Annotated in this window: 17 protein-coding genes and 1 tRNA gene; 11 read left to right on the forward strand and 7 right to left on the reverse strand. The window is 41.7% G+C overall.

Features of this window, described 5'->3' with window-relative positions; translation table 11 throughout:
- The first annotated feature begins 56 nt into the window (after positions 1-56).
- Both ACM5QX_RS11770 and ACM5QX_RS11775 read left to right on the forward strand, forming a co-directional pair.
- A complete protein-coding gene (locus tag ACM5QX_RS11770) occupies positions 57-665 on the forward strand; it encodes a hypothetical protein (protein ID WP_414753661.1) in 609 nt (202 codons plus the stop codon).
- A gap of 34 nt (positions 666-699) precedes the next feature.
- Positions 700-915, forward strand: coding sequence for a type II toxin-antitoxin system HicB family antitoxin (locus ACM5QX_RS11775; protein ID WP_414753662.1), 216 nt, complete (start codon positions 700-702; stop codon positions 913-915).
- 178 nt (positions 916-1093) lie between these two features.
- Here the strand turns inward: ACM5QX_RS11775 and egtD are convergent, their stop codons facing one another.
- The 6 genes from egtD to pdhA form a co-directional block, all read right to left on the reverse strand.
- Positions 1094-2107 carry an L-histidine N(alpha)-methyltransferase gene (gene egtD / locus ACM5QX_RS11780; RefSeq protein WP_414753663.1) on the reverse strand — a complete coding sequence of 338 codons (1014 nt, stop codon included), beginning with the start codon at positions 2105-2107 and terminating at the stop codon, positions 1094-1096.
- A 312-nt stretch (positions 2108-2419) separates the two neighbouring features.
- The gene (gene egtB / locus ACM5QX_RS11785) at positions 2420-3685 is read right to left on the reverse strand and encodes an ergothioneine biosynthesis protein EgtB (protein ID WP_414753664.1); all 1266 of its coding nucleotides are present in this window, start codon (positions 3683-3685) and stop codon (positions 2420-2422) included.
- Positions 3660-4448 carry an ergothioneine biosynthesis protein EgtC gene (gene egtC, locus ACM5QX_RS11790; protein WP_414753665.1) on the reverse strand — a complete coding sequence of 263 codons (789 nt, stop codon included), beginning with the start codon at positions 4446-4448 and terminating at the stop codon, positions 3660-3662. Before egtC ends, egtB begins: the two co-directional genes overlap by 26 nt.
- Positions 4449-4882: 434 nt before the next feature.
- A tRNA-Lys gene (locus ACM5QX_RS11795) sits at positions 4883-4954 on the reverse strand.
- 62 nt (positions 4955-5016) lie between these two features.
- Positions 5017-5886, reverse strand: a complete 870-nt coding sequence (locus ACM5QX_RS11800) for an aldose epimerase (protein WP_414753666.1) — start codon at positions 5884-5886, stop codon at positions 5017-5019.
- A gap of 101 nt (positions 5887-5987) precedes the next feature.
- On the reverse strand, positions 5988-7022 hold the full coding sequence (gene pdhA, locus ACM5QX_RS11805) for a pyruvate dehydrogenase (acetyl-transferring) E1 component subunit alpha (RefSeq protein ID WP_010996861.1): 1035 nt from the start codon (positions 7020-7022) through the stop codon (positions 5988-5990).
- Positions 7023-7903: 881 nt separating this feature from the next.
- Between pdhA and ACM5QX_RS11810 the strand changes: the two genes are divergently transcribed.
- The 9 genes from ACM5QX_RS11810 (at position 7904) to ACM5QX_RS11850 (ending at position 20718) form a co-directional block, all read left to right on the forward strand.
- A complete protein-coding gene (locus tag ACM5QX_RS11810; RefSeq protein WP_414753667.1) occupies positions 7904-10300 on the forward strand; it encodes an IMS domain-containing protein in 2397 nt (798 codons plus the stop codon).
- A gap of 165 nt (positions 10301-10465) precedes the next feature.
- Positions 10466-11455, forward strand: coding sequence for an AEC family transporter (locus ACM5QX_RS11815; protein ID WP_414753668.1), 990 nt, complete (start codon positions 10466-10468; stop codon positions 11453-11455).
- 391 nt (positions 11456-11846) lie between these two features.
- Positions 11847-13097: a DUF4912 domain-containing protein gene (locus ACM5QX_RS11820; RefSeq protein WP_414753669.1), complete on the forward strand. Its 1251-nt coding sequence runs from the start codon at positions 11847-11849 to the stop codon at positions 13095-13097.
- Between the two features lie 131 nt (positions 13098-13228).
- Positions 13229-14161, forward strand: a complete 933-nt coding sequence (locus ACM5QX_RS11825) for a phosphodiester glycosidase family protein (protein WP_414753670.1) — start codon at positions 13229-13231, stop codon at positions 14159-14161.
- A gap of 10 nt (positions 14162-14171) precedes the next feature.
- The gene (locus ACM5QX_RS11830) at positions 14172-14996 is read left to right on the forward strand and encodes an Rpn family recombination-promoting nuclease/putative transposase (RefSeq protein WP_414753671.1); all 825 of its coding nucleotides are present in this window, start codon (positions 14172-14174) and stop codon (positions 14994-14996) included.
- A 59-nt stretch (positions 14997-15055) separates the two neighbouring features.
- Positions 15056-15625, forward strand: a complete 570-nt coding sequence (locus tag ACM5QX_RS11835) for a hypothetical protein (protein WP_414753673.1) — start codon at positions 15056-15058, stop codon at positions 15623-15625.
- A gap of 25 nt (positions 15626-15650) precedes the next feature.
- On the forward strand, positions 15651-16040 hold the full coding sequence (locus ACM5QX_RS11840; protein WP_414753674.1) for a DUF2358 domain-containing protein: 390 nt from the start codon (positions 15651-15653) through the stop codon (positions 16038-16040).
- Positions 16041-16430: 390 nt separating this feature from the next.
- Positions 16431-17618 carry a TRC40/GET3/ArsA family transport-energizing ATPase gene (locus ACM5QX_RS11845; RefSeq protein WP_011320948.1) on the forward strand — a complete coding sequence of 396 codons (1188 nt, stop codon included), beginning with the start codon at positions 16431-16433 and terminating at the stop codon, positions 17616-17618.
- 337 nt (positions 17619-17955) lie between these two features.
- Positions 17956-20718: a GAF domain-containing protein gene (locus ACM5QX_RS11850; RefSeq protein ID WP_414753675.1), complete on the forward strand. Its 2763-nt coding sequence runs from the start codon at positions 17956-17958 to the stop codon at positions 20716-20718.
- A 36-nt stretch (positions 20719-20754) separates the two neighbouring features.
- Here ACM5QX_RS11850 and ACM5QX_RS11855 read toward each other — a convergent pair whose 3' ends face one another.
- Positions 20755-22416 carry a CocE/NonD family hydrolase gene (locus tag ACM5QX_RS11855; protein WP_414753676.1) on the reverse strand — a complete coding sequence of 554 codons (1662 nt, stop codon included), beginning with the start codon at positions 22414-22416 and terminating at the stop codon, positions 20755-20757.
- Positions 22417-22516: the final 100 nt, after the last annotated feature.

Below are 22516 nucleotides of genomic sequence, written 5' to 3' on the forward strand. Positions count from 1 at the left end.
ACAGTCGAAAACTAGAACTAATGACCAACGACCAATGACCAATTAAGTGTGTTCTGATGTCAAAGGTTTATACCACCGAAGAACTAATCCACATCTTGGCAGCTGAACGCCTAGCTTGCCTTAAAGGAGAGCGTCTAAAATTAGAAGTAACAGTTTCTGGTAATCCTATAATTGACCAGTTTATCAGAACAGATGGACTACAAAAATTTACTGCCTATCAAGATTTTAAAAATGCCATACATGACTATCAAAGAGAATATCAAATTTCCGGTATTCTTTGGAAAGAAATTTCCATAAAGGGCAAAATATTACGTTATCCAGAAGTAGATACCCAACTGATTGCTTTAAGTAGTGATCTAGAAATATTACAATCTGCTAAAAATTCCATCTTAGAATTTTGGTATGAAGCCTCAGCCGGGATGGATTTATATTTAAGCTTTAATAATAATAAACAACATCAGTTAATTTTTATGTCTGATGTAGAAAGAATTGTCCAAAGAACAGAATGGGCTACTTTATGGAAATCAGAAAGTTCTAATTTTTTAGAAATAGTTTTACAGTTGGGATGGGGTAAACCAGAAGAAGCCAGTTATAAACGCGGTAGACCAAACTCAGGTAGTGAGTTTATTCATGCAGTTAATCCTGGTAATCATCCTATTGGGTAATTGGTTAGTTTGGAAGCAAATTGGAAGAAGATTGATGCGTTACGCGGTTGTAATTGAAAAGGGTGAAACTAGCTATGGTGCTTATGTACCTGATTTACCAGTATGTGTAGCTGTGGGTGAAACTTTAGAAGAAGTTAAACAACTGATTACAGAAGCTATTGAGTTTCATATAGAAGGAATGCTTGTCGATGGGTTACCTATTCCTCAACCCACAAGTATGACTCACGAAGTTGAAGTCTTAATGTCATGACCAAAATAGAGATAAGACAGTTTCCCTATTTTGGCAAATGCCTATAAATCAATCACTAATAATATCTGTATTAGTTGGTAATCGGTAACAGGTAATGGGAAAGACCAATTACCTGTTACCGACAATACCAAGCATATTTCCAGCAATTAGCAGGACTTAATTTACATTTCCTAATTACTTATCCTTGCACTTGACACAGCAATAAACCAAACCACTGATTTGCATCAGTCCAGGTCTGGACAGGTATTAAACCTTTGGCTGCGAGTTGTTGCTGAATGCTGTCGAGATTAAATTTGCGGGAAATTTCGGTGAGGATGGTTTCACCTTGGGCAAGATTGACGGTGAGATTGAGAGACTTTAATTGGACAGTTTGCGATCGCTCACTTTTCAAGTGCATCTCAATGCGCTGTTCACTCTCATTATAAAATGCCCAGTGTTTAAACTGTGTCGTATCAAAATTTCCCTCAAAACTTCGGTTTAAATGTTCCAACATATTGAGGTTAAACTCTGCGGTGACTCCTTGACTGTCGTCATAGGCTGGTTCCAAAATCTCCTTGGGCTTTTGCAAATCCACTCCCAATAAGAAATATTCACCGACATTTAAAGTTGCTCTAATTTGGGACAAGAAGACATCACACTCTTGCAGATTAAGATTACCCAAGGTACTACCAATAAAACAAATCATCCTACTAGATAATTTTTTGGGAGTCAGTTGTGCAAGCGCTAATTCATAAGTTCCCGCTAGCGCATAAACTTCTAGGGAAGGATAGTCTTGAAGTAATTGCTTGGCGCTACTTTCCAAAATCCCTGCACAAACATCAATCGGTAAATAACGCAGAGGATAATCTAGTTGCTGATAAGCATCCAGTAATATACGAGTTTTGGTAGAGTTACCGCTTCCCAGTTCTACTAACTCGCAAGCACCAGTAATTCGAGCAATTTCACCCGCAAACCTTTGTAAAATAGCCGTTTCTGTGCGTGTCACGTAATATTCAGGTAACTCACAGATACGCTCAAATAATTCAGAACCTCTGTCATCATAGAAATAACAAGGGGGTAAAGTTTTGGGTGTTTGAGCTAACCCCCTTACCACATCACCCCCAGCAGTAGATGTAACTACGCGGGTTGGCGCTTGCAAACGCTGTATTTGCAAACGTTGTTCAATGCTGTTAGTAGCTTTCAGTACTGACATTTAACCTCCGGATGCTGGATGTAAGAGATTGCCCTGAAAGACGAATCTTTACACTAGCCAGTGAAACATATAGCCATAATAAATAACATCACGCTACAGCAGGAATACTTAAACTTTAAAGCTATATTTAAGGTTTTTGTCCAAAAAAGTGCCGTTAGCGATAGCGGGGCTTTCACCCTATCCTGAGTAAGAATTTTTATCTCACTTTCTCATTCCTGTTTCATTTCTCATATATAAAACTCCCAAAACCCTGTAGCTTCTCCTAACGGAGTGGCTACATCATTTCACGACTAATTTTGAATTGATTCATCTTTAATCCCTCACACAACGAAACCCAGCAAAAATCTGACGAACCTGGGGATGATACCAATTGCGGAAACTAGAACGTAGCACCCAAGGACGCGTTGCCCAACTACCACCTTTTAACACACGATGTTTTTGGTCAAAATAAACTTGCGCGTAACCTTTGTATGGGTAACTTTGAAAACCTTTGTAACCATCAAACCATGACGCTGTCCACTCCCAAACATTTCCTAAAGTGTCATATACACCATAGGCACTTTGACCAGCATGGTAAGCATTGACTGGGGTGGTTTTATCGCCTAAACCTCGTCGTAGTCCATCACAATTACAATTTTGAGGTGTGGGGATATCTTCCCCCCAAGGGTAGGTGTGGCGACAGTTAGCTTTGACATTCCAACTTGCGGCTTTTTCCCATTCAGTTTCTGTGGGTAAACGCTTACCAACAAACCGTGCATAAGCTTCGGCTTCATACCAACTAACACCATATACTGGGTGATTCTCCGTGGTAGAGCTTAGGTGATTCCAGTAAAGTGGTTGTATTACTTGCTCCGTTTGTAACCATTCCCAACCTGCTACTGACCACCATTCAGGGTTTTGATACCCTCCAGCCTCCATAAATACTTGATATTCACCACAAGTCACAGGGTAGCGGTCAATCCAGTAAGTATCTAAATAAACTCTATGTGCTGGACGCTCATTATCTAAAGCATCAATGGAATCGTTACCCAACTCAAACTCACCTGCTGGAATTTCCACCATCTCCCCCACAGAATTGAAAGTTTGACCATTGACTATTGACCATTTACCATTGACTATTGACCGTTGACTATCAAGTAATTCCAACACCATAGTTATGATTTCGCAGTGTTGGCTTTCGTGCTGAATTAAAAAGCGCCAAAGTCGCTCTTGCTGTAGAATATCAGCTACTTCTAGATATTCCAGCACTTTTGCTCTCACTGTATCCAAGTAATAAATAATTTCTGCTATTTCTGGTAATTGGACTCGTTGCGTTTTCGGTAAACCATCAGCTGCGAATAACTGACGATATTGGGGAAATAAGCATGGTAAATCAGCACTGTGTTCTAATACCCACAGAGATTCAATATAGGCAATATGTCCTAAATGCCAACCTACAGGACTGAAATCAGCATGAGGTTGACAACAGAATGTAGCTGCATCCATACCTACAAATAAACTGAGGGTTTTAGTGCGACATTCCTCCAAAGCAAAAGCAATCAACTCTTTCACACTAGATGCTTTCAATTTTGATATCACAATCCTCTCCCACACTGATAATGCTATTTTCTGGACAAGCAGTCCAATTACCTGCAAACAATGGTTCAGATGCAATAATGACAGAATTAGGAAAAGTCAAATCATCTTTGAGCCAATACAGCGATGGCGGTGATGAAGATGAAGCAAAGCGGGAGGCGATGAGGCGATCGCCATCACTAAAAACTACATTTGCAGAAGCATTAACTTGATGACGTTTGGCCATCTCCCACAGCATTAGTAAAGTGTTACGTAACACCGACTCTACAGAACGATGTTTATTACTTTGTATTTGAGAAAGTAGTAATGCAAAAATATGCTCAGAATCAGTACTACCATTGATATGTTCGTAAAAATCTGGGGTTAAAGTACTGCGGAGTTTACGATGTAAGGTCTTGCGAAAATTCTCAATGTACCCATTATGAATAAATAAGGATTTCTTATAATTGAACGGCTGACAGTTGGCAAAATCTAGAGCTTGTCCTGCTGTCGCACTACGAACATAAGCTAAAACACACTTAGATTCCACATAACGGCTCAGACTCGGCAAATTAATATCGTTCCAAATAGGGAGAGTATTTTTATAGGTAAAAGGTTCAGTATCTTTTTGGCTATGATACCAACCCACACCAAAGCCGTCTGCATTTACCACCCCAGAAGTCATTTCACGGGGTTGGTAACTTTGAACTATCAACGAATGTTCTGGTTTATATAAGAGATATTCCAGAGAAACAGGCGAACCAAGGTAGGCAAGTAGACGGCACATAATGAAAGAATTTGCTCCTAATTCCTGTATAGAATAAACTGTGTTGAGCATTATTGACGTAATACCGCATCAATTTCAGTCATTCGTCAAGTGACCAATGCCCAATATCACTCACCTTAAGCCCCCACATAATTCAGAAATCAAACAGTAGCCATATATTTTTAAGTCGTTGCATAAATGAGGGATGAATTGGGACTTTTGTACAAAGCAGAATATTGATTCTTTGCGTCTACCCTGCGGGTTCCGCTTGCGGTATGCGTGTTAGCGTTAGTGGGGCGTAGCCCGACAAAAATCATCCCACTAGTCGGCAACGCCAGTTTTAAAAGACGAATAAGGCGCAAGTTAGAGACTATTTATTAGAGACTATTTATAATCTCATAGAACTCGTCTTTACCTTCGTTCAAAAGCATCAGCGAGATTGTTTCCTTATTTTATGGGTCGCCCGGGATTCGAACCCGGAACTAATCGGTTAAAAGCCGAGTACTCTACCGTTGAGTTAGCGACCCTTGCGGTTTGTTTCGCAACTTTGCCATCATAGCATAAACATCCATAGACTTGTAAAGGGGTTTTAGAAAAAACTTGCCGATAATCTTACAGATGCTTTGTAGCTAGCTCCTGGCTCTAGCACTGTCAGCTTTTCACCAGTATTGAGGGAGTTACGAGGAGCGCTCCAAGGTTCTAGACAATAGAATTCTTTGCCCTTCAGCGTCCAAAATACCAACATTGAAAAAATATCATCAGCCTCCAAAGTTAGTTTAAAGTGCCGATTACGGTCGATGACACTAGCAGACTGACTGGTGATGTGACCAAACGCAAAATCCATTTCATCACGGTTAAAGTCAAAATTGCCATTAAAGGGATGAACTTCCTTTGTTTGCTGGTCTTGATACTCCTGGGAGGGAATGTCAAACTCCAGTTGATTTTTATCCCCAGTCAAGAAGTAAGGATGGAACCCAGCCGAGAAGGGCAATTGGGTAGATGAGAGATTTTGGTACTCCTGGCGAATTTCTAGCGTATTCCCTTGTAGTACGTAAGTGAATACTAGTTGGAAATCGAAAGGATAAACCGCCTTTGTATGTTCGTTGCTGCGGAGAACTAACGTCAGTGCAGCAGTGTCCTTAGTGGTCTGCTCAACTACCTCCCAGGGCAAATCACGGGCAAACCCATGTTGTTTGAGTGTGTACTGCTGACCGTTGAGGGTGTAAGAATTATCCGGTAAGTTACCGCAGATGGGAAATAAAATTGGTACTCCACCTCTGACACTCAAATCTGGATGAGTGAAGCGTTCAGCGTCTAGGTAGAGAATTTCCTCTCCCTTCACACGCCAACGAGTAATAATACCGCCACGTTCTGGTACAACTTCCAGTTGAGAACCAGCCGTTTCATCAGAAAGGATATAGGTTTTGTACTGTTGCTGTTGAATGGCAATACTAAACACAAGTTGAGTCCTCAGAGGCTAGGGGCTAGAGGTGAGGTGTTGGGGTTCAGAGGCTGAATATATAATTCCTGCTCCCTCATCCCCAATCCCCAGTCCTCAATTTATTCGTCTTCTGCGAAGACAAAGCGATATAATTCGCTGGGGTCTGGTTCAGGGCTACTTTCTGCGAACTTCACCGCATCGTCGATAACGTCCTGAATCTTGCGCTCGATGGCTTTGAGTTCTGCCTCATCTGCCAAGTTCTGCTCTATCAGATAAGCTGCTAGCTTCTTAATTGGGTCACGGGAAAACCAAAATTCTTTCTCAGCTTTACTACGCATTTCGTCTGGGTCTGCCAAGGAGTGACCACGGAAACGGTAGGTTAGGGCTTCTATTAAAGTTGGGCCTTCACCCGCACGCGCACGGGCTACAGCTTCTTGAGCGACTGCACGCACCGCCAGCACATCCATACCATCTACTTCTACGCCAACCATGTTAAAGACGCTGGCTTTTTTGTAAATTTCTGGGTCAGAAGTTGCCCGGTCGTGAGCCATACCAATAGCCCACTTATTATTTTCTACCACGAAAATAATCGGCAGTTTCCACAGAGCAGCCATATTGAGAGTTTCAAAGAACTGCCCGTTGTTAGCAGCGCCATCACCGAAGAAACAAGCTGTTACTTGGTCGGCGTTGGGGTCTCCCAATACTTCCCGGCGGTATTTACTTTGAAAAGCTGCGCCAGCTGCTACAGGAATTCCTTCCGCTACGAAAGCATAACCACCTAATAAGCCATGTTCGGCGGAAAACATGTGCATAGAACCGCCGCGCCCTTTGCTGCAACCTGTGGCTTTGCCAAATAACTCTGCCATGACTTCTCTAGCAGGGACTCCAGCGCTCAAAGCATGAACGTGGTCGCGGTAAGTACTGCTAACAAAGTCTTCCCCTGGTCGCATTGCTTGAATGACACCAGTAGACACTGCCTCTTGTCCGTTGTACAAGTGGACAAAACCAAACATTTTGCCTCTGTAGTACATTTCGGCACATTTGTCTTCAAAAAAACGCCCCAAAGTCATGTCTTCGTATAAAAGCAATCCTTCTTCTTTGGTGATTTTGGCGTTGGCGGTATTAAATTTAGGTATTGTGCGTTCTTGAACCATTATTTTTTAGTATTCCTGTCTAAAATCGAAATTTACCATTTTAAATAGGTTGTTTTCTGAGCAATTTTATTTTCCCCAGTAGGGTTTACTAGAGTGAACAACCAACATTTTCTACACCACAAAGAGTTAGGGGAAATAGTAGAGAGTAAATGGGGGAATTTTGTGTTTATGGGACATTTATCTAGGAATATCTCACTGTAACAACAATATTCTTTTTCTCAGTCTGACTCATCCCTATTTCAGTTCATAGACTATCACCCAGAATAGCTCGGTTTCTGCATACCGATGAACAATTTCCAGGAAATTAAGAGTGACGACTCCTCAATGTATATGAGGATTCAGTTTTGATTTTCCTTCGGGTAAAGTGGTGTAGCCATACTGATTTCCGTAGTTAGAAGACAGAGGAGAAGGGAAATTAAGATGTAGGGAATTTTTCTGCCCAGGCTATGCCAATAGTGATTACATCGGATACCTATATTTGTGTAGTTGCCATAAAAATATAGTTATGATATTATCTTGTTCTTTCTGTTATCCGCATCTACCATTAACAATGGTGCATATTTAACCCCTTAATCAGAAGATTGTCTGATACAGGATTAATTGTACCTATGTGTAAGCACAACATTAGTCATCAAAAACAATGATTCTTATGTTGGTTTTACAGTAATTTAATTATTGATAACAGTTATTTTCAGCAGAAATACTAAGAATTAAGACAAAACATCAACATTTCCTAGCCAAGGAATAAAATATGACACAAATTTTTGGGAAGATACAAAAGTAATTGTTGCAATATACACTTATAGTGTAAGTTCACCACGGTATTATTCACCGTACGATTATGGCACGGTTTTACAAGCCTGGAATGGTCTAGGTGAATTATGTTGATCACGGTGCAGGGGAAGTACGCTGTGCGAATTCCGCTAGATTACTACCGAATTTTAGGGCTACCGTTAGCGGCAAGTGATGAACAACTGCGACAAGCATACAGCGATCGCATTGTCCAATTGCCACGACGGGAATATTCTCAAGCAGCTATTGCTTCCCGTAAACAACTTATAGAAGAAGCTTACGTGGTTTTATCAGATCCAAAGGAACGCAGCAGTTACGACCAGTTGTATCTTGCTCACGCCTACGACCCAGACAACACGACTGCGACCAAAGTAGCCGTGGAAAATCGTGGGGACAGCAACAATGGTCATTTCGATGTCCAAAGTCTGAGCATCGAAATTTCCTCCGAGGAATTAATTGGTGCTTTATTAATCCTGCAAGAGTTGGGAGAGTATGAACTCGTACTCAAGCTAGGTCGTAATTACTTAGGTAATCAAAACGGCACAGCGTCCACCAGAAATGGCAATCATCGCACACCTGAAGAATTTCTCGATGGTTCTGAACGTCCAGATATTCTTCTGACTGTTGCTTTGGCATCATTAGAACTAGGCCGGGAACAATGGCAACAAGGCCACTATGAAAACGCTGCTGTGTCTTTAGAAACTGGTCAAGAAGTGTTGTTTAGTGAAGGCATCTTCCCCAGCGTCCAGGCAGAAATTCAGGCTGATCTTTACAAATTGCGCCCTTATAGAATTTTAGAATTACTTGCCTTACCCCAAGAAAAAACCATTGAACGCCACCAAGGGCTGGATTTATTACAAAGCATCTTAGACGATCGCGGTGGCATTGATGGTACAGGCAATGATCAATCAGGCTTAAACATTGATGATTTCCTCCGATTCATCCAGCAATTACGCCACCACTTAACAGTAGCCGAACAACACAAGTTGTTTGATGGCGAAAGCAAGCGCCCTTCGGCTGTGGCTACATACTTAGCTGTTTATGCTTCCATCGCCAGAGGATTCACCCAACGCCAACCTGCTTTAATTCGTCATGCCAAGCAAATGCTGATGCGTTTGTCTAAGCGGCAAGATGTCCATTTAGAGCAGTCACTATGTGCGCTATTACTAGGGCAAACTGAAGAAGCCACACGAGTTTTAGAACTGAGCCAAGAATACGAAGCTTTAGCTTTAATTCGGGAAAAATCTCAAGATTCTCCAGATTTGCTGCCTGGTTTGTGCTTATATGCCGAACAATGGCTGCAAAATGAAGTTTTCCCCCATTTCCGCGATTTGTCCAGACAGCAAGCTTCCCTGAAAGATTACTTTGCTAATCAACAAGTACAAGCGTACTTAGAAGCCTTGCCCAACGATGCGGAAACCACTAATGAATGGGCTGTAATTAATCGCCAATCTTTTTCCCAACCAAGCGCCAATTCTTACTCTGGAGGCACACCAGTCACCAAACGTACCCCAGGGAAAGCAAACAGGCCAGGAGATGCGTCTACAAGACAGATGCCGCAACGTAGTCATCCATCAGAAGTAAACCGACAATTTTATCAAAACAGAACTCCTGATCCCGAATTACCAGAAACCTCAAACCACAGAAGACCAGAGTCTTCACATTTTACAACCGCTAGAGAAAATATATCGCCCACAGCTGCTTACACTGACAATTATCCACCAGAGATCCCAGTGGGACGCGCCAGCAGACCTGTTCAGCCGGGGGTAAGTAGTCATACCCAATCGACCCCTACACGGCAAACTCCTAAACGCAGAAGACGCAAGAAGCCACCGGAAGTTGTCAACAGAGGACACAGTATTCATCAGCAACGCCAGCCTTCCCCTAGCACTCTAGGTCGGAAAACAAGATTACTTTGGATAGTCTTGGGTTCTTTAGGCGGGATATTATTGTTCTGGCTGATAGTCTCAACTACTTTTGGCTGGTTAAAGAATGTATTCTTCCCAGCACCGTCTTTACAAGGTGAGCAATTATCGATTCAGCTTAGTCAACCACCTTTAGAGATTCCTGACAAAAATGCGGAGATACAATCCCCAGAGGAAAGTCTTACAGAAGAAACGGCAAAGAAAATCATTGAAAATTGGTTAGCTACCAAAGCTAGTGCTTTAGGGGCTGAACATAAAATAGAGAGTTTAAACGAGATTTTAACTGGTTCAGCTCTATCTCAATGGCGATTAATTGCCTTGCAAGATAAAGCCGATAATCGTCACCGAGAGTACAGTCATAGTGTCAAGGTGGACTCCATCAGTAAATCTGACATAGATCCCAATCGTGCTAGCGTAGGGGCTACAGTCAGAGAGTTGACCCAATTTTATGAGAATGGGCAAAAAGGGAAGTCTTCTGACGAAAGATTGCGAGTGCGCTATGAATTGATTCGACAAGATGATATTTGGCGGATTCAGAGGATGTCAGCTGCAATAAATTAACTATGAATTTTTATATCTAAATCAACTAAACTCAAGTTGTTTGTCTCTAGTGACAATTGGTAATTCGGAATGAAGAAAGTCAGATTTATCTGGGTTTTGGCATTTTGAATTGACCCAAGACGCGTACTTGAGACTAATGACACTGCTTAATCCCTATGATGATTCATGACAGAAACTTTGTTTCAGGCTTATACACCCCTGATTCTGTGGATAGGTTTGGGTTTATTGATATTTAGATTTTTACCTACGTGGTTACCGCAATTTTTAGGTCGTGGTCTTTACTGGGTGGGGGTACCGTTGGAACTGGTGGCCTTGGCTCGTAAAGGTAGTCAGAATGAACTTGGTGGTGCTGGGAGTACTCCCATACTAGCATCATTAATTACCTTTTTGGCATTACTGCTGGGCTTAGTGGCCGCGTTGCTGGTGTGGTGGGGATGGCAACAAATCTCACCTCATTTGTTTAAGCCTGACTTGAGTGAGTCGGTTGCTCGTCCTTGGCTGGACTCTTCAACTAAAGGTAGTTTTCTGCTGGCGGCTGTTTTAGGAAATACTGGTTTTGTGGGTTTGGCGATCGCACCATTTTTAATCCACGTTGATAGTCTGAATTGGGTTGTTCTCTTCAGTATTACCCACAATGTTATCGGCCCCTACGGTATAGGTGTGTTAATCGCCAGCTACTTCAGCCATACCAAGTCTAATAATCGCTGGTGGATGCAGCTGTGGGATCTGCTGACTGTACCGCCTTTATGGGCGTTTCTCATCGGGACTCTCACCCAACAGGTAAAACTACCGGACGTTGTGGAAGCGGGATTACAAGGTTCTGTTGACATTGTCATTGCTTGCGCTTTTCTCTTGACTGGTATTCGCCTGGCTCAATTACAAAGATGGCAAAGTTTCCAACTGGCACTGATCCCCACTGTGTTGAGGGTTGTGATTACACCCTTACTGGTAGGTTTAGTGACAACTGTGTTTTTGGGTTTGTCAGGCGATCGCCGTTTAGCAATGGTGTTAATGTCGGGAATGCCCTCTGCTTTTGCTGGTCTTATTTTGGCAGAAGAATACAACCTCAACCGTGATTTAATCGCCAGCAGCATTATGCTCTCAACTCTTCTATTACTGCTGATCCTACCCTTGTGGATTCAAGTTTTTGGGTGAGTTCAGCGTATTGTGATGAAATCTTGATATAAAATCGGGGATCGCCGACAGTAATATCAAAATTTCATGACAATGCGATCCCCCCAGAGGTAATAAGTTCGTAAATTAGGTAAAAAAGCCTGTTGACACCCCTTGATCCCGGACAAGAGTTAGTAGTTAATATTTAGTTAACAAACTTAATAAATTGACTCCTCCAATCCTAAAGTGCTGATTTTGGCACAAATAAGGAGTTGAAAGGGAGTGTCCCCTCTTTTAACAAAAGACTAAAAACACACACTTAGCAAAACCAGGAGTCAGGAATAAGAAATTCATCTGGAAAGGATGATCTTTTATCAAGCATTCTATAACCAGGGGAAATCATTTACCTTTCAAACTACTGGAGGCCAAACACATGGCGAAAGAACGCCCACCGCTAGAAGAGATGACATTAAGGCAACTACGGAAAGTTGCCAGCGAATTCAGCATCTCTCGCTACAGCCGAATGCGTAAATCACAACTGCTGGCAGCAATTCAAGAAGTCCAGCGAAATAAAGCTTTGCTTAACCCATCTCGTTCACTGGAGGCACAGGAAACCGTGGAAGCCGCGAAATTTGAATTAGGACAAGAAGATCGTACTGGTGGCTCTCTGGCTGATGTTGATGAAGGACTAGCAGACCTACCTGGTGGTTACGGTGACAGCCGAATTGTCCTTCTACCACGCGATCCTCAGTGGGCTTATGCTTACTGGGATATTCCTAACGATCATAAAGAAGAGTTGCGCCGCCAAGGGGGACAACAACTAGCCCTGCGGATTTACGACGTTACCGACGTTGATCTAGATTACCAAAGCCCCCACAGCATCCAAGAATATCCTGCGGATGAACTAGCAAGAGAATGGTACATACCCATTCCCGTGAGCGATCGCGATTATGTACTCGATATCGGTTATCGTGCAGTAGATGGTCGCTGGTTAGTCTTAGCTCGTTCCGCCCGTGTCCACATCCCCCCAGTCTATCCTTCTGACTGGATTGAAGATGTGTTCATCAGCGTCAACTTTGAAGAAGACTTACGCGGTAAGACACTGTACGAATTGGTTCCCCCAGCGAAGAAAGCCCCCACTGTGGCTGCTGGCGCAAATGGCAGCAACCCCATCTACGACCACATCTTTGGCTTGGCAGAATCAGCCGAAGCCCAACGGGTTGCAGGTTCTCTGTTCGGTTCTCAGCAACACGTTGCTGGTTCCGTACGTCCCGAACAAGCTATCAGTTCTTATATCTTCCCCTCTGGTGTAGGTATGTGGGCAGTTCCCACCGCCTCCGGCTTAAATATGTCCGGTGTGGGAATGTCCGGTGTCGGCTTCTCCGCCTCCGCTATCCCAGTACGTCCTCGCCAGTTCTGGTTAATTGCTGATGCTGAGTTGATTGTTTACGGTGCAACCGAACCCGATGCTACTGTGACAATTGGTGGCCGTCCTATCAAACTGAATCCAGATGGTACATTCCGCTTCCAGATGTCCTTCCAAGATGGCTTAATTGACTATCCTATTTTGGCTGTGGCAGCTGATGGTGAGCAAACACGCTCAATTCACATGAAGTTTAACCGTGAAACCCCATCTCGTAACACCAACACTAAAGAAGAAGCTGTTGTGGAATGGTTGTCTTAATAAAGTAGGACGCAAAAGGCAGAATAATTTTAAATTGATGATGATATCAAGCCTTTAAAGTCTGTTTACTCACAATTGAAATTTTGAATTATTAACCGCTATAGTCGTGCTGTAGCGGATTTTTATTTTATATGTATCTGAAAAAACTCATTGCTTTATCTGTATTTATGGGTGCTGTCAGCTTATTGTCCGGTTGTAAAAAAATTGATGCTAGTTCAGCACCAAAAGCTGCAAAAGTTTGTCCTGGGGAAGATACTCAATTTAGTATGGAATTTTTTCAGACTAACAATCGTGGTGAAAAGTTTGCTAAAGGTATTAATCATGTGATTATTTTCAATCCCAGATCAGCCGCCTTAGATTTTAAAGTTAACCTTGGTTTATCTCATAAGTTATATACGAAAGATGCTAGGGGGAAAATTCGCCGAGAATATATCCCAAAACAATTTAATGAACTAATTTCTGATAGCAACTCTATATTAAATGGACAAAAACCTATAGCAGCAATTAACGCCGATTATATAGATCCTGAAAATAAACCCCAAGGTTTAAATATTTCTCGTGGAGTAGAGTATTCAGGAGATTTTAAAAATAAACGTTCTTCTTTTGGCATTTCTGGCGGTAAACCACAAGAACGGAAAGCGACAATCCAAGCGGGAAGGAGAAACATTAATATCTTGAATTACAACTTAGTAGGCGGTAACGGGAGATTTTATCGTCAGGGTAAATTTAAAGATATTTGTCAAGATTTGGGTGAATTTGCCTGCAAACAAGCCACAAATCGTTCTATGGCAGCTATTACCAGTAAGGGTTATGTCATTTTATTAGTAAATGATGTCAAAGCTAACTCTAATATTGAAGTAAATTCAACTAATCAAGAGTTAACACCAGATAAGTTTGATGATGTTTTAGAAGGTATTGCCCGCCAGAACTGTTTAGGGAACATTCAAGAGGGAATTTTATTTGATGGTGGGATGTCACCCGGATTATATTACAACAAGAAAATTTATGTAGAAAATCCTGGCCCTATTGGTTCAGTATTTTTAATTTATAAGAACTCAAATTAAGTCTTGAATCGTGAAAACTGATACCATCTTCTACAGCCTATTTCAAGCATTTCCCAACATCTTCTTTGAACTGATTAACCAGTCTCCACAAGAAGCAAGTATCTACGAATTTACCTCGCGCGAAGTTAAACAACTGGCTTTTCGTCTGGATGGATTATTTTTACCAAAAATTAACGACTCCACCAAACCATTTTATATAGTTGAAGTCCAGTTTCAACCAGATGATGATTTTTACTACCGTTTGTTTGCAGAACTATTCCTCTACTTAAAACAATACAAACCTCCCTATCCTTGGCAAGTGGTGGTAATTTATCCTAGTCGTGGCATCGAAAGACAGCAGACTATACATTTTGATGAAATTCTTGTACTCAACAGAGTCAAACGCATTTACTTAGATGAGCTAGGAGAAGTAGCAGAAACTTCGTTGGGCGTTGGAGTTGTTAAGCTAGTAATTGAAACTGAAGACACTGCACCAGTATTAGCAAGACAGTTGATAGCACAAGCAAAGCAGCAGCTAACTGATGTAACCGCTAAACGCGACCTCATCAACTTAATTGAGACAATCATCGTCTACAAATTACCGCAAAAAAGCCGCGAGGAGATAGAAGCTATGTTGGGTTTAAATGAACTGAAACAAAGCCGAGTTTATCAAGAAGCTTTAGAAGAAGGAAAACAACAAGGTTTAGAAGAAGGGAAACAGGAAGGGAAACAGGAAGCTAAATTAGAAACGATACCTCGTATGGTACAGTTTGGTTTGAGTGTAGAAGCGATCGCTCAATTATTAGATTTACCACTAGAAGTTGTCCAGCAAGCAGTACAACAGTACAACCAATAAGCTGATGCGCCTTTGTACGCGAAAGCGGTACGCTAGAGGCTAAAGCTCAAAAAAAGACGATGACACCTGAAGTAATTGCCCAAACTCTGGCAGAATTATTTAGTACAGCAGATGTACAAGCGATCGCACCTGGATCGTGGCAAGTAGATACATCTACATTTAGACTGTTGGTATTGTTGTCGGAAGATAACAGTTGGTTGCGAGTTTTACTACCAATTGTGCCATTGCAAGAAGCTCAAGCATTCTTAGCACAGTTTTTGGAAGCCAACTTTGATGATACTCAAGAAGTCCGTTATGCCTTGTATGATGGGGTGATTTGGGCAGTATACCAACACAATAGCAGTACTTTGACCCAAGATGACTTGAGTAGTGCGATCGCTAGACTTATTTCCTTATATGAAGCAGGTTTAAATGATGTCTTCAATCGTCTGATTGAAAGTCGCATCCGGCAAATTGTGCAAGCAGCAAAACAGCAAGGACAATCTCTGGAAGCCACAATGCAAAACCTAGAAAGGTTTTATGCAGAAGGATTGTTAGGAGAAATTAACCAAACTGTAGAATCAAGAGAAGAAGTTTTAGCGGCTTGGAAGCGTCAGTTACAACGGCTGTGGAATGAAGTAAATAGCTAGATAATTGGTAATTGGTAATAGGTGAATGAAAATTATTGAAATTCTTAAGCAGGACTATCAGCGATTTCCCGTGAATCAAACTTACAGCATTTATGCGGAAGACGTTTATTTTCAAGACCCACTAAATAAATTTCGTGGTATTACACGTTATAAGCAAATGATTAATTTCATGCAAACTTGGTTTTTAAATATCAAAATGGATTTGCATGATATTCAACCTTTAGAAGACAAAATCAAAACCGAATGGACACTGAGTTGGAATACTCCCCTACCTTGGAAGCCACGTATTTCTATCTCCGGTTGGAGTGAACTAGGTCTTAACTGTGAGGGTTTAATCGTTTCTCACATTGATTATTGGCAATGTTCACCTTTAGATGTCATCAAACAACACTTCTTTCAGGTAAATAATCAGTAACACTGTTTCTTGATGTAGCTTGCCTGGCGTAGCCATAGATGCACTTTATTCTGTACTGTAGAGACGTTGCATACAAAGTCTCTACATCATTTATTTGGCGCAACTTCATAGAGAATTGGTATAAGATTTCCCTTCCAATAAATAATTTATACCTATTACTCATTACTCACTACCAAGCCTTGATGAACGCGAACATTTTCCGTAGGGTTTTGGTACTTTCCGTGAAAAGTCAGCCTCCCCTGTGGGTGAGCTAAATTACCCATCACCCATCAATACCCAATGATTTCTTGACAGTAAACCCACTCAAACTGCACTTATTCCCTGCAAACCATCGATAATAGAGATAACGTAAATAAATGTAAACAATTCTCAGGCAGGGCATAATCATCCATGCGAGTAATTTTGATGACAGGGAAAGGCGGCGTAGGTAAAACCTCGGTGGCTGCTGCAACTGGGCTGCGGTGTGCAGAATTAGGCTATCGAACACTGGTTTTGAGTACAGACCCCGCTCACTCATTAGCAGACAGTTTTGACATGGAACTAGGCCACGCACCAAAACAAATCCGTCCCAACTTGTGGGGTGCAGAACTAGATGCACTGCAAGAACTAGAAGGAAACTGGGGTGCAGTGAAGCGCTACATTACCCAAGTTTTGCAAGCTAGGGGTTTAGATGGAGTGCAAGCGGAAGAATTAGCCATCCTACCAGGCATGGATGAGATTTTTGGCTTAGTGAGAATGAAGCGCCACTATGATGAAGGTGATTTTGATGTATTAATTATCGACTCTGCGCCCACCGGTACAGCATTGCGCCTCTTGAGCTTACCAGAAGTGGGCGGCTGGTATATGCGGCGTTTTTACAAACCATTCCAAAATATCTCAGTTGCGCTGCGTCCATTGGTTGAACCTATTTTTAAACCAATTGCTGGGTTTTCCTTACCAGATAGAGAGGTGATGGATGCGCCTTATGAGTTTTATGAACAAATTGAAGCTCTGGAAAAAGTACTAACAGATAATACGCAAACTTCTGTACGTCTTGTTACTAACCCAGAGAAGATGGTAATCAAAGAGTCTTTACGCGCTCACGCTTATTTAAGCTTGTATAATGTTGCCACAGATTTAGTTGTGGCTAATCGCATTATCCCTGCCCAAGTGCAAGATCCATTTTTCCAACGCTGGAAACAAAATCAGGAAGAGTATCGTCAAGAAATCCATGAGAATTTCCACCCTTTACCAGTGAAAGAAGTGCCACTTTTTTCCGAAGAAATGTGTGGACTAGCGGCTTTAGAACGCCTAAAAGAAACCTTGTATAAAGATGAAGATCCCACTCAGGTATATTACAAAGAAACGACTGTAAGAGTGGTGCAAGAAAATAACCAATACAGTTTGGAATTGTATTTACCTGGGATTCCCAAAAACCAAGTTCAACTCAGTAAAACTGGAGATGAATTAAACATCACCATTGGTAATCATCGCCGCAATCTAGTGCTACCACAAGCTTTGGCAGCGTTGCAACCATCAGGAGCAAAGATGGAGGATGATTATTTAAAAATCCGCTTTGCTGATAACGCAAAAGTTTAATTGGTTGAGAGATAAAAGCAACCAAAATCCCGAAGACAACCTGAATCATGCCTGAGAAAAGACACGCTTCACTTCGTGTCTTTTCTATTTTAAATTCTAATTAGTATGTAAATGATTAAGACATAGTTATTCAGCTTAAGTTTGCTTTTTTCTTTGCCTTGTCTTAATAAACTATGTAAATTTCCGAGGATAAATATTTATATAAAGAACAAGTAATTTTATTAATTAGATTCTGACCGTAATCTTACTGTAGACAATGTAATATTTAAAATTTAAAAATACTTTTATATTTGTTAATAATATCGTGATTTTCCTGAACTTAATTTAAAGAAAAGCAATGTCACCGATCGCTAAACCAAATTCTCAGGTTAGTCTCAATCAGGAAAGTGTAGTACGTCGTATTACGGCTCGGATTCGTCAATCTTTAGAGTTGGAGGATATCATCACAGCGACAACAGCAGAGGTACGCGCTTTATTGGGAACTGACCGAGTTATGATGTATAAATTCCATGCAGATGGAAGCGGTCAGGTTATTGCTGAGTCAATTTATGAAAATCGTCTACCCTCATTGCTGGGGTTGAATTTTCCGGCTGATGATATTCCACCCCAAGCAAGGGAACTTTTGGTCAAGTCTAAAGTACGTTCCATAGTTAATGTTACTACGGGGATGATTGGTCAAAGCCCTGTGCATAACTTAGAAACGGGGGAATTAATTTCAGAAGACATTTGTTACCGTCCTGTAGACCCTTGTCATTTGGAATACTTAACAGCGATGGGCGTGAAATCTTCGGTAGTCGCGCCTATTTTTCACCAAGATGAACTGTGGGGGCTGTTGGTATCTCATCATTCCGAAAACCGGATGGTTTCAGAGGATGAGTTGGAAGCCATGCAGATGATTGTAGATCAACTTGCAGTAGCGATCGCCCAAAGTCATCTCCTCACCCAAGCCAGAAAAAAAGCTCAAAAAGAAGCCATCATTAACCGCATTATTACCCTACTGCACTCATTACCCACGATTGTCTTACAGCCAACTTTAGAAGCAGCAGTTGCTGCTTTCGATGGTGTTGGCGGTAGGCTGTGTTTAAGAAATCAAGCTGTTGAGTCACAACACGTTGCTTCTCGGAGTTTAGCGGAGTGTTTAATTCCAGGTAATAACTGCGTCCAACTTTATACCTGTGGACAACAACCTATCACCCCAGAACAAACTATCTATCCACTCATTGAACAGTATAGGGTCTGGCAGGAACATTACACATCTCATCATGATATCTGGGCGATCGCTGATATTTATCAAGATCCTACCTTGCGTAGTTTGCAAGCCGTTTTTCAAACAACTAAAATTCGCAGCATTTTAGTCATTCCCCTAGAATATCGTCAGCAGTTACTAGGTTATTTAACTATTTTCCGCAATGAGATAGATACCGAAACTCTCTGGGCCGGACACATTGATCAAGATCAGAGGCAAATGTTCCCCCGTGTATCATTTAATTTATGGCGTGATGCCAAAAAGTCACAAGCTCAACAATGGACAAGCGAAGAGATTGAACTAGCTAAAGAAATCGGTCAACACTTTGCCTCAGCTATTCAGCAGTATGAATTATACCAACAAGTACAGGCCTTTAACGAAAACTTAGAAAAACAAGTGCAGAAACGCACTCTTGAACTACGCCATACATCAGAACAACAACAAGCAGTGTTTGGTGTAATTTCTAAGATTCGTGAATCACTAGATACTAACACTATTTTTCAAATAACTACTAAAGAAGCTTGTCAATTAATTAAAGCAGATCGGGTTTCTGTGTATCGCTTTAACGATGAATGGGGAGGCGAATTTGTGGGTGATTTTGAAGCCACTAACCTTCACTGGTCAAATGAATCAAACATAAGTATTAATACTGTCTGGAATGACACTTACTTACAAAACACACAAGGAGGACGCTATCGCTACAATGAAACATTTGCCGTAGATGACATTTATAAAGTGGGGTTTACTCAATGTCACGTTGAAAATCTAGAGCAATTTCAAATTTATGCTTTTGTCTTGGCTCCTATCTTTGTTGGTCAGAAACTCTGGGGTTTACTAGCAACTTATCAACATTCTGGCCCCCGTCAGTGGAAACCTTCAGAAGTGAACTTCCTGACTCAAATTGCTGCCCAACTAGGAGTGGCGCTACAACAAGCTGAACTACTCAATCAAACCCAGCAACAGGCTCAAAAGTTAACTCAAACACTGCACCATTTACAACAAACCCAAACTCAACTCATCCAAACAGAAAAAATGTCTTCATTGGGTCAATTAGTAGCAGGTGTAGCTCATGAAATTAATAATCCAGTGAACTTTATTTATGGAAATCTCAGCCATGTAAGTGAATATGCTCAGAATTTACTCACGATGCTGGAACTTTATCAGCAAGAATTACCCAACCCTAGTGCAGCAATTCTAGAACAGGCAGACGAAATCGATCTAGAGTTTTTAACTGAAGATTTACCCAAAACTCTCTCCTCTATGCAAATTGGTGTCGAGCGCATCCGCCAAATTGTCATGTCTTTACGGACTTTCTCTCGCCTTGATGAAGCAGAAATGAAAGCCGTAAATATTCATGAGGGTATTGATAGTACCTTGTTAATTTTGCAACACCGCTTGAAAGCCAAGCCGGAAACTGCGGGGATTAAACTTACCAAAAAATACGCTGATATTCCCTTGGTAGAATGCTACGCCGGACAGATGAATCAAGTATTTATGAATGTTTTGAGTAATGCTATCGATGCTCTAGAAGATTATAAGGAGGCACAATCAAAAAATCATCATGGCGAAATTATTATTTTTACTAGCTTTGGTCAAATCAGGGACAGCATTCAAAGTGTAGTCATTCGGATTGTGGATAATGGCCCTGGCATACCAGAAGATTTGAGACTCAGAATATGCGATCCGTTCTTTACTACAAAGCCAGTCGGTAAGGGTACAGGTTTAGGTTTGTCTATTAGTTACAAAATTGTAGTAGAAAAGCATGGTGGGGTTTTTAAATGTGATTCTCAACTAGGTTCAGGTACAGAATTTTGGATTGAAATTCCGATTCAGCAGGTTAATAATAATTGGTGATTGGTAATTGGTCAATTCCTAAGTATGAATTACGAATTACTCTGACTCTTGTGTTATTGGTAAAAGGATTTGGGAACTGTTATTATCTCTGCAAGTGACGCTAATTGTGATGATTTGGGCATGGAATAAACTATCGCTATCCAAAACTGGACTATTACCAGAGTTCATTGCATAGGCTGGGTAGCAGGCTGCACTCAAACTTAAACGTAAAGAATTACCTTGAGGAATGCGGATACAAGTTGTTTGTAGTTGAATTCTTCTGGTGGTGTGATTCATTCCATCTGGGCAATGTAAATAACCTTGGGTGAAGTTGTATACTTTGCCATCGGGATAAACTTGTGAGAGTACTGCACACAAATCATAACTGGGTTGATCAGCACTACAAACGATTTCTACGATCGCACCTCCTAATAAATGTAAGTCTGCAATCAAGGGTGCGCTGGTGTATGTGAGGACATCTGAGCGGCAATCGATATGCGATCGCTCAAATACACCAGCCGGAATCGCTCCATGACCACCCACTGATGGCACTGGTCGCCAAGGGTCGTGGACGAGAACATCTGGGGGATTGGGGATTGGGGAAGTCCCCTCTGGGGATAAGGGGTAATGGGGACTGGGGATTAGGGTTCCAGAGTCTTCGCGGATGCTGGCTAGTCCGGTGGTTGACAAAAAGTAAGTTTTCTGGTTTGATATAGGTATTATGGGAAAATATGTCCACATATTACTTCCCATCTCAAATAAACTCACAGGTAATTCATCAAGCAATCCTGTGTCGATGCCTTTGAGAAAGTAATCAAACCATCTGACCTGCACTTCATCAACAGGACTGACAGCATTAACACCAAAGTCAACTTCGCCCACTTTGCGACCCCAAGGTATATGCGCCCAAGGCCCGACTAATAAATGTTGGGGTGTAGTTGCACGGGCTGCCATATCTTGATATAAATGCAGCGTACCGCGTAGGTAGGTATCGAACCAGCCGCCGATATGCAGCATGGGCAAGTCTACACCTTGGAAATGGGTTTTGGGTGAGAGTGCTTGCCAATATGGGTCTGCTTGGGGACGGGTCACCCATTCGTGATAAAAAGATTCGGGTGCAAGTTTTTGGAGGATTTCGGGATTATTTAAAGGTAGGTTGCGGGATGCAGTGAATAAGGCTTGATATTTTTCCTTATCTCCTCGTAACCGCGCCGTTTCTGTAGCTAATTGAATTGCCCACGCCAGATTAGTTTGCAAACAAAACGCGCCGCCTTCATAAGCCCAATCGGTATATAAATCATAGCCAATCATCGACGGGCAGATAGTTTTTAAAGCTGGCGGTTGGGCAATTGCGGCATATAACTGAGTCATTCCCTGATAGGAAAACCCATACATTCCCACCTGTCCATTACTCCCAGGCAGACTTGCAGCCCAGTTTACCGTGTCTTCACCATCGGCAATTTCATTAGCAAATAACTTAAATTCGCCTTGAGAAGTTCCCCGTCCCCGCACATCTTGAATAACGACAATATACCCGTGGGCAGCATACCAAGTAGGATGAGCATAGACAACAGTAGATGCGATCGCTCTACCATAGGGTTGTCGCATTAATAATACCGGAAATTCACCGTCTGCATCTGGTCGATAGATATCTGCATCTAGCCTCATCCCGTCACGGGTATACATCGATGCTGTTTGCTTACCAAGAACGTCAAACATAAGTAGGGTTAGGGACTTCCAGATAAAAAAATGTCCAAAGTGTAGGGTGCGTCAGTGGGAGGAAAGCTAACTGTACCGGGAAATTATTCATACTGACGCA

This window comes from Anabaena sp. CCY 9910 (assembly GCF_963920875.1).
In the GTDB taxonomy this organism is placed as follows: domain Bacteria; phylum Cyanobacteriota; class Cyanobacteriia; order Cyanobacteriales; family Nostocaceae; genus Trichormus; species Trichormus variabilis.

Excerpts from the sequence above, each read along its gene's own strand:
- ACM5QX_RS11770 (WP_414753661.1), top strand. The coding sequence starts at position 57 with ATGTCAAAGGTTTATACCACCGAAGAACTAATCCACATCTTGGCAGCT.
- ACM5QX_RS11775 (WP_414753662.1), top strand. The coding sequence starts at position 700 with ATGCGTTACGCGGTTGTAATTGAAAAGGGTGAAACTAGCTATGGTGCT.
- egtD (WP_414753663.1), bottom strand. The coding sequence starts at position 2,107 with ATGTCAGTACTGAAAGCTACTAACAGCATTGAACAACGTTTGCAAATA.
- egtC (WP_414753665.1), bottom strand. The coding sequence starts at position 4,448 with ATGTGCCGTCTACTTGCCTACCTTGGTTCGCCTGTTTCTCTGGAATAT.
- pdhA (WP_010996861.1), bottom strand. The coding sequence starts at position 7,022 with ATGGTTCAAGAACGCACAATACCTAAATTTAATACCGCCAACGCCAAA.
- ACM5QX_RS11810 (WP_414753667.1), top strand. The coding sequence starts at position 7,904 with ATGTTGATCACGGTGCAGGGGAAGTACGCTGTGCGAATTCCGCTAGAT.
- ACM5QX_RS11815 (WP_414753668.1), top strand. The coding sequence starts at position 10,466 with ATGACAGAAACTTTGTTTCAGGCTTATACACCCCTGATTCTGTGGATA.
- ACM5QX_RS11820 (WP_414753669.1), top strand. The coding sequence starts at position 11,847 with ATGGCGAAAGAACGCCCACCGCTAGAAGAGATGACATTAAGGCAACTA.
- ACM5QX_RS11825 (WP_414753670.1), top strand. The coding sequence starts at position 13,229 with ATGTATCTGAAAAAACTCATTGCTTTATCTGTATTTATGGGTGCTGTC.
- ACM5QX_RS11835 (WP_414753673.1), top strand. The coding sequence starts at position 15,056 with ATGACACCTGAAGTAATTGCCCAAACTCTGGCAGAATTATTTAGTACA.
- ACM5QX_RS11840 (WP_414753674.1), top strand. The coding sequence starts at position 15,651 with ATGAAAATTATTGAAATTCTTAAGCAGGACTATCAGCGATTTCCCGTG.
- ACM5QX_RS11845 (WP_011320948.1), top strand. The coding sequence starts at position 16,431 with ATGCGAGTAATTTTGATGACAGGGAAAGGCGGCGTAGGTAAAACCTCG.
- ACM5QX_RS11850 (WP_414753675.1), top strand. The coding sequence starts at position 17,956 with ATGTCACCGATCGCTAAACCAAATTCTCAGGTTAGTCTCAATCAGGAA.
- ACM5QX_RS11855 (WP_414753676.1), bottom strand. The coding sequence starts at position 22,416 with ATGTTTGACGTTCTTGGTAAGCAAACAGCATCGATGTATACCCGTGAC.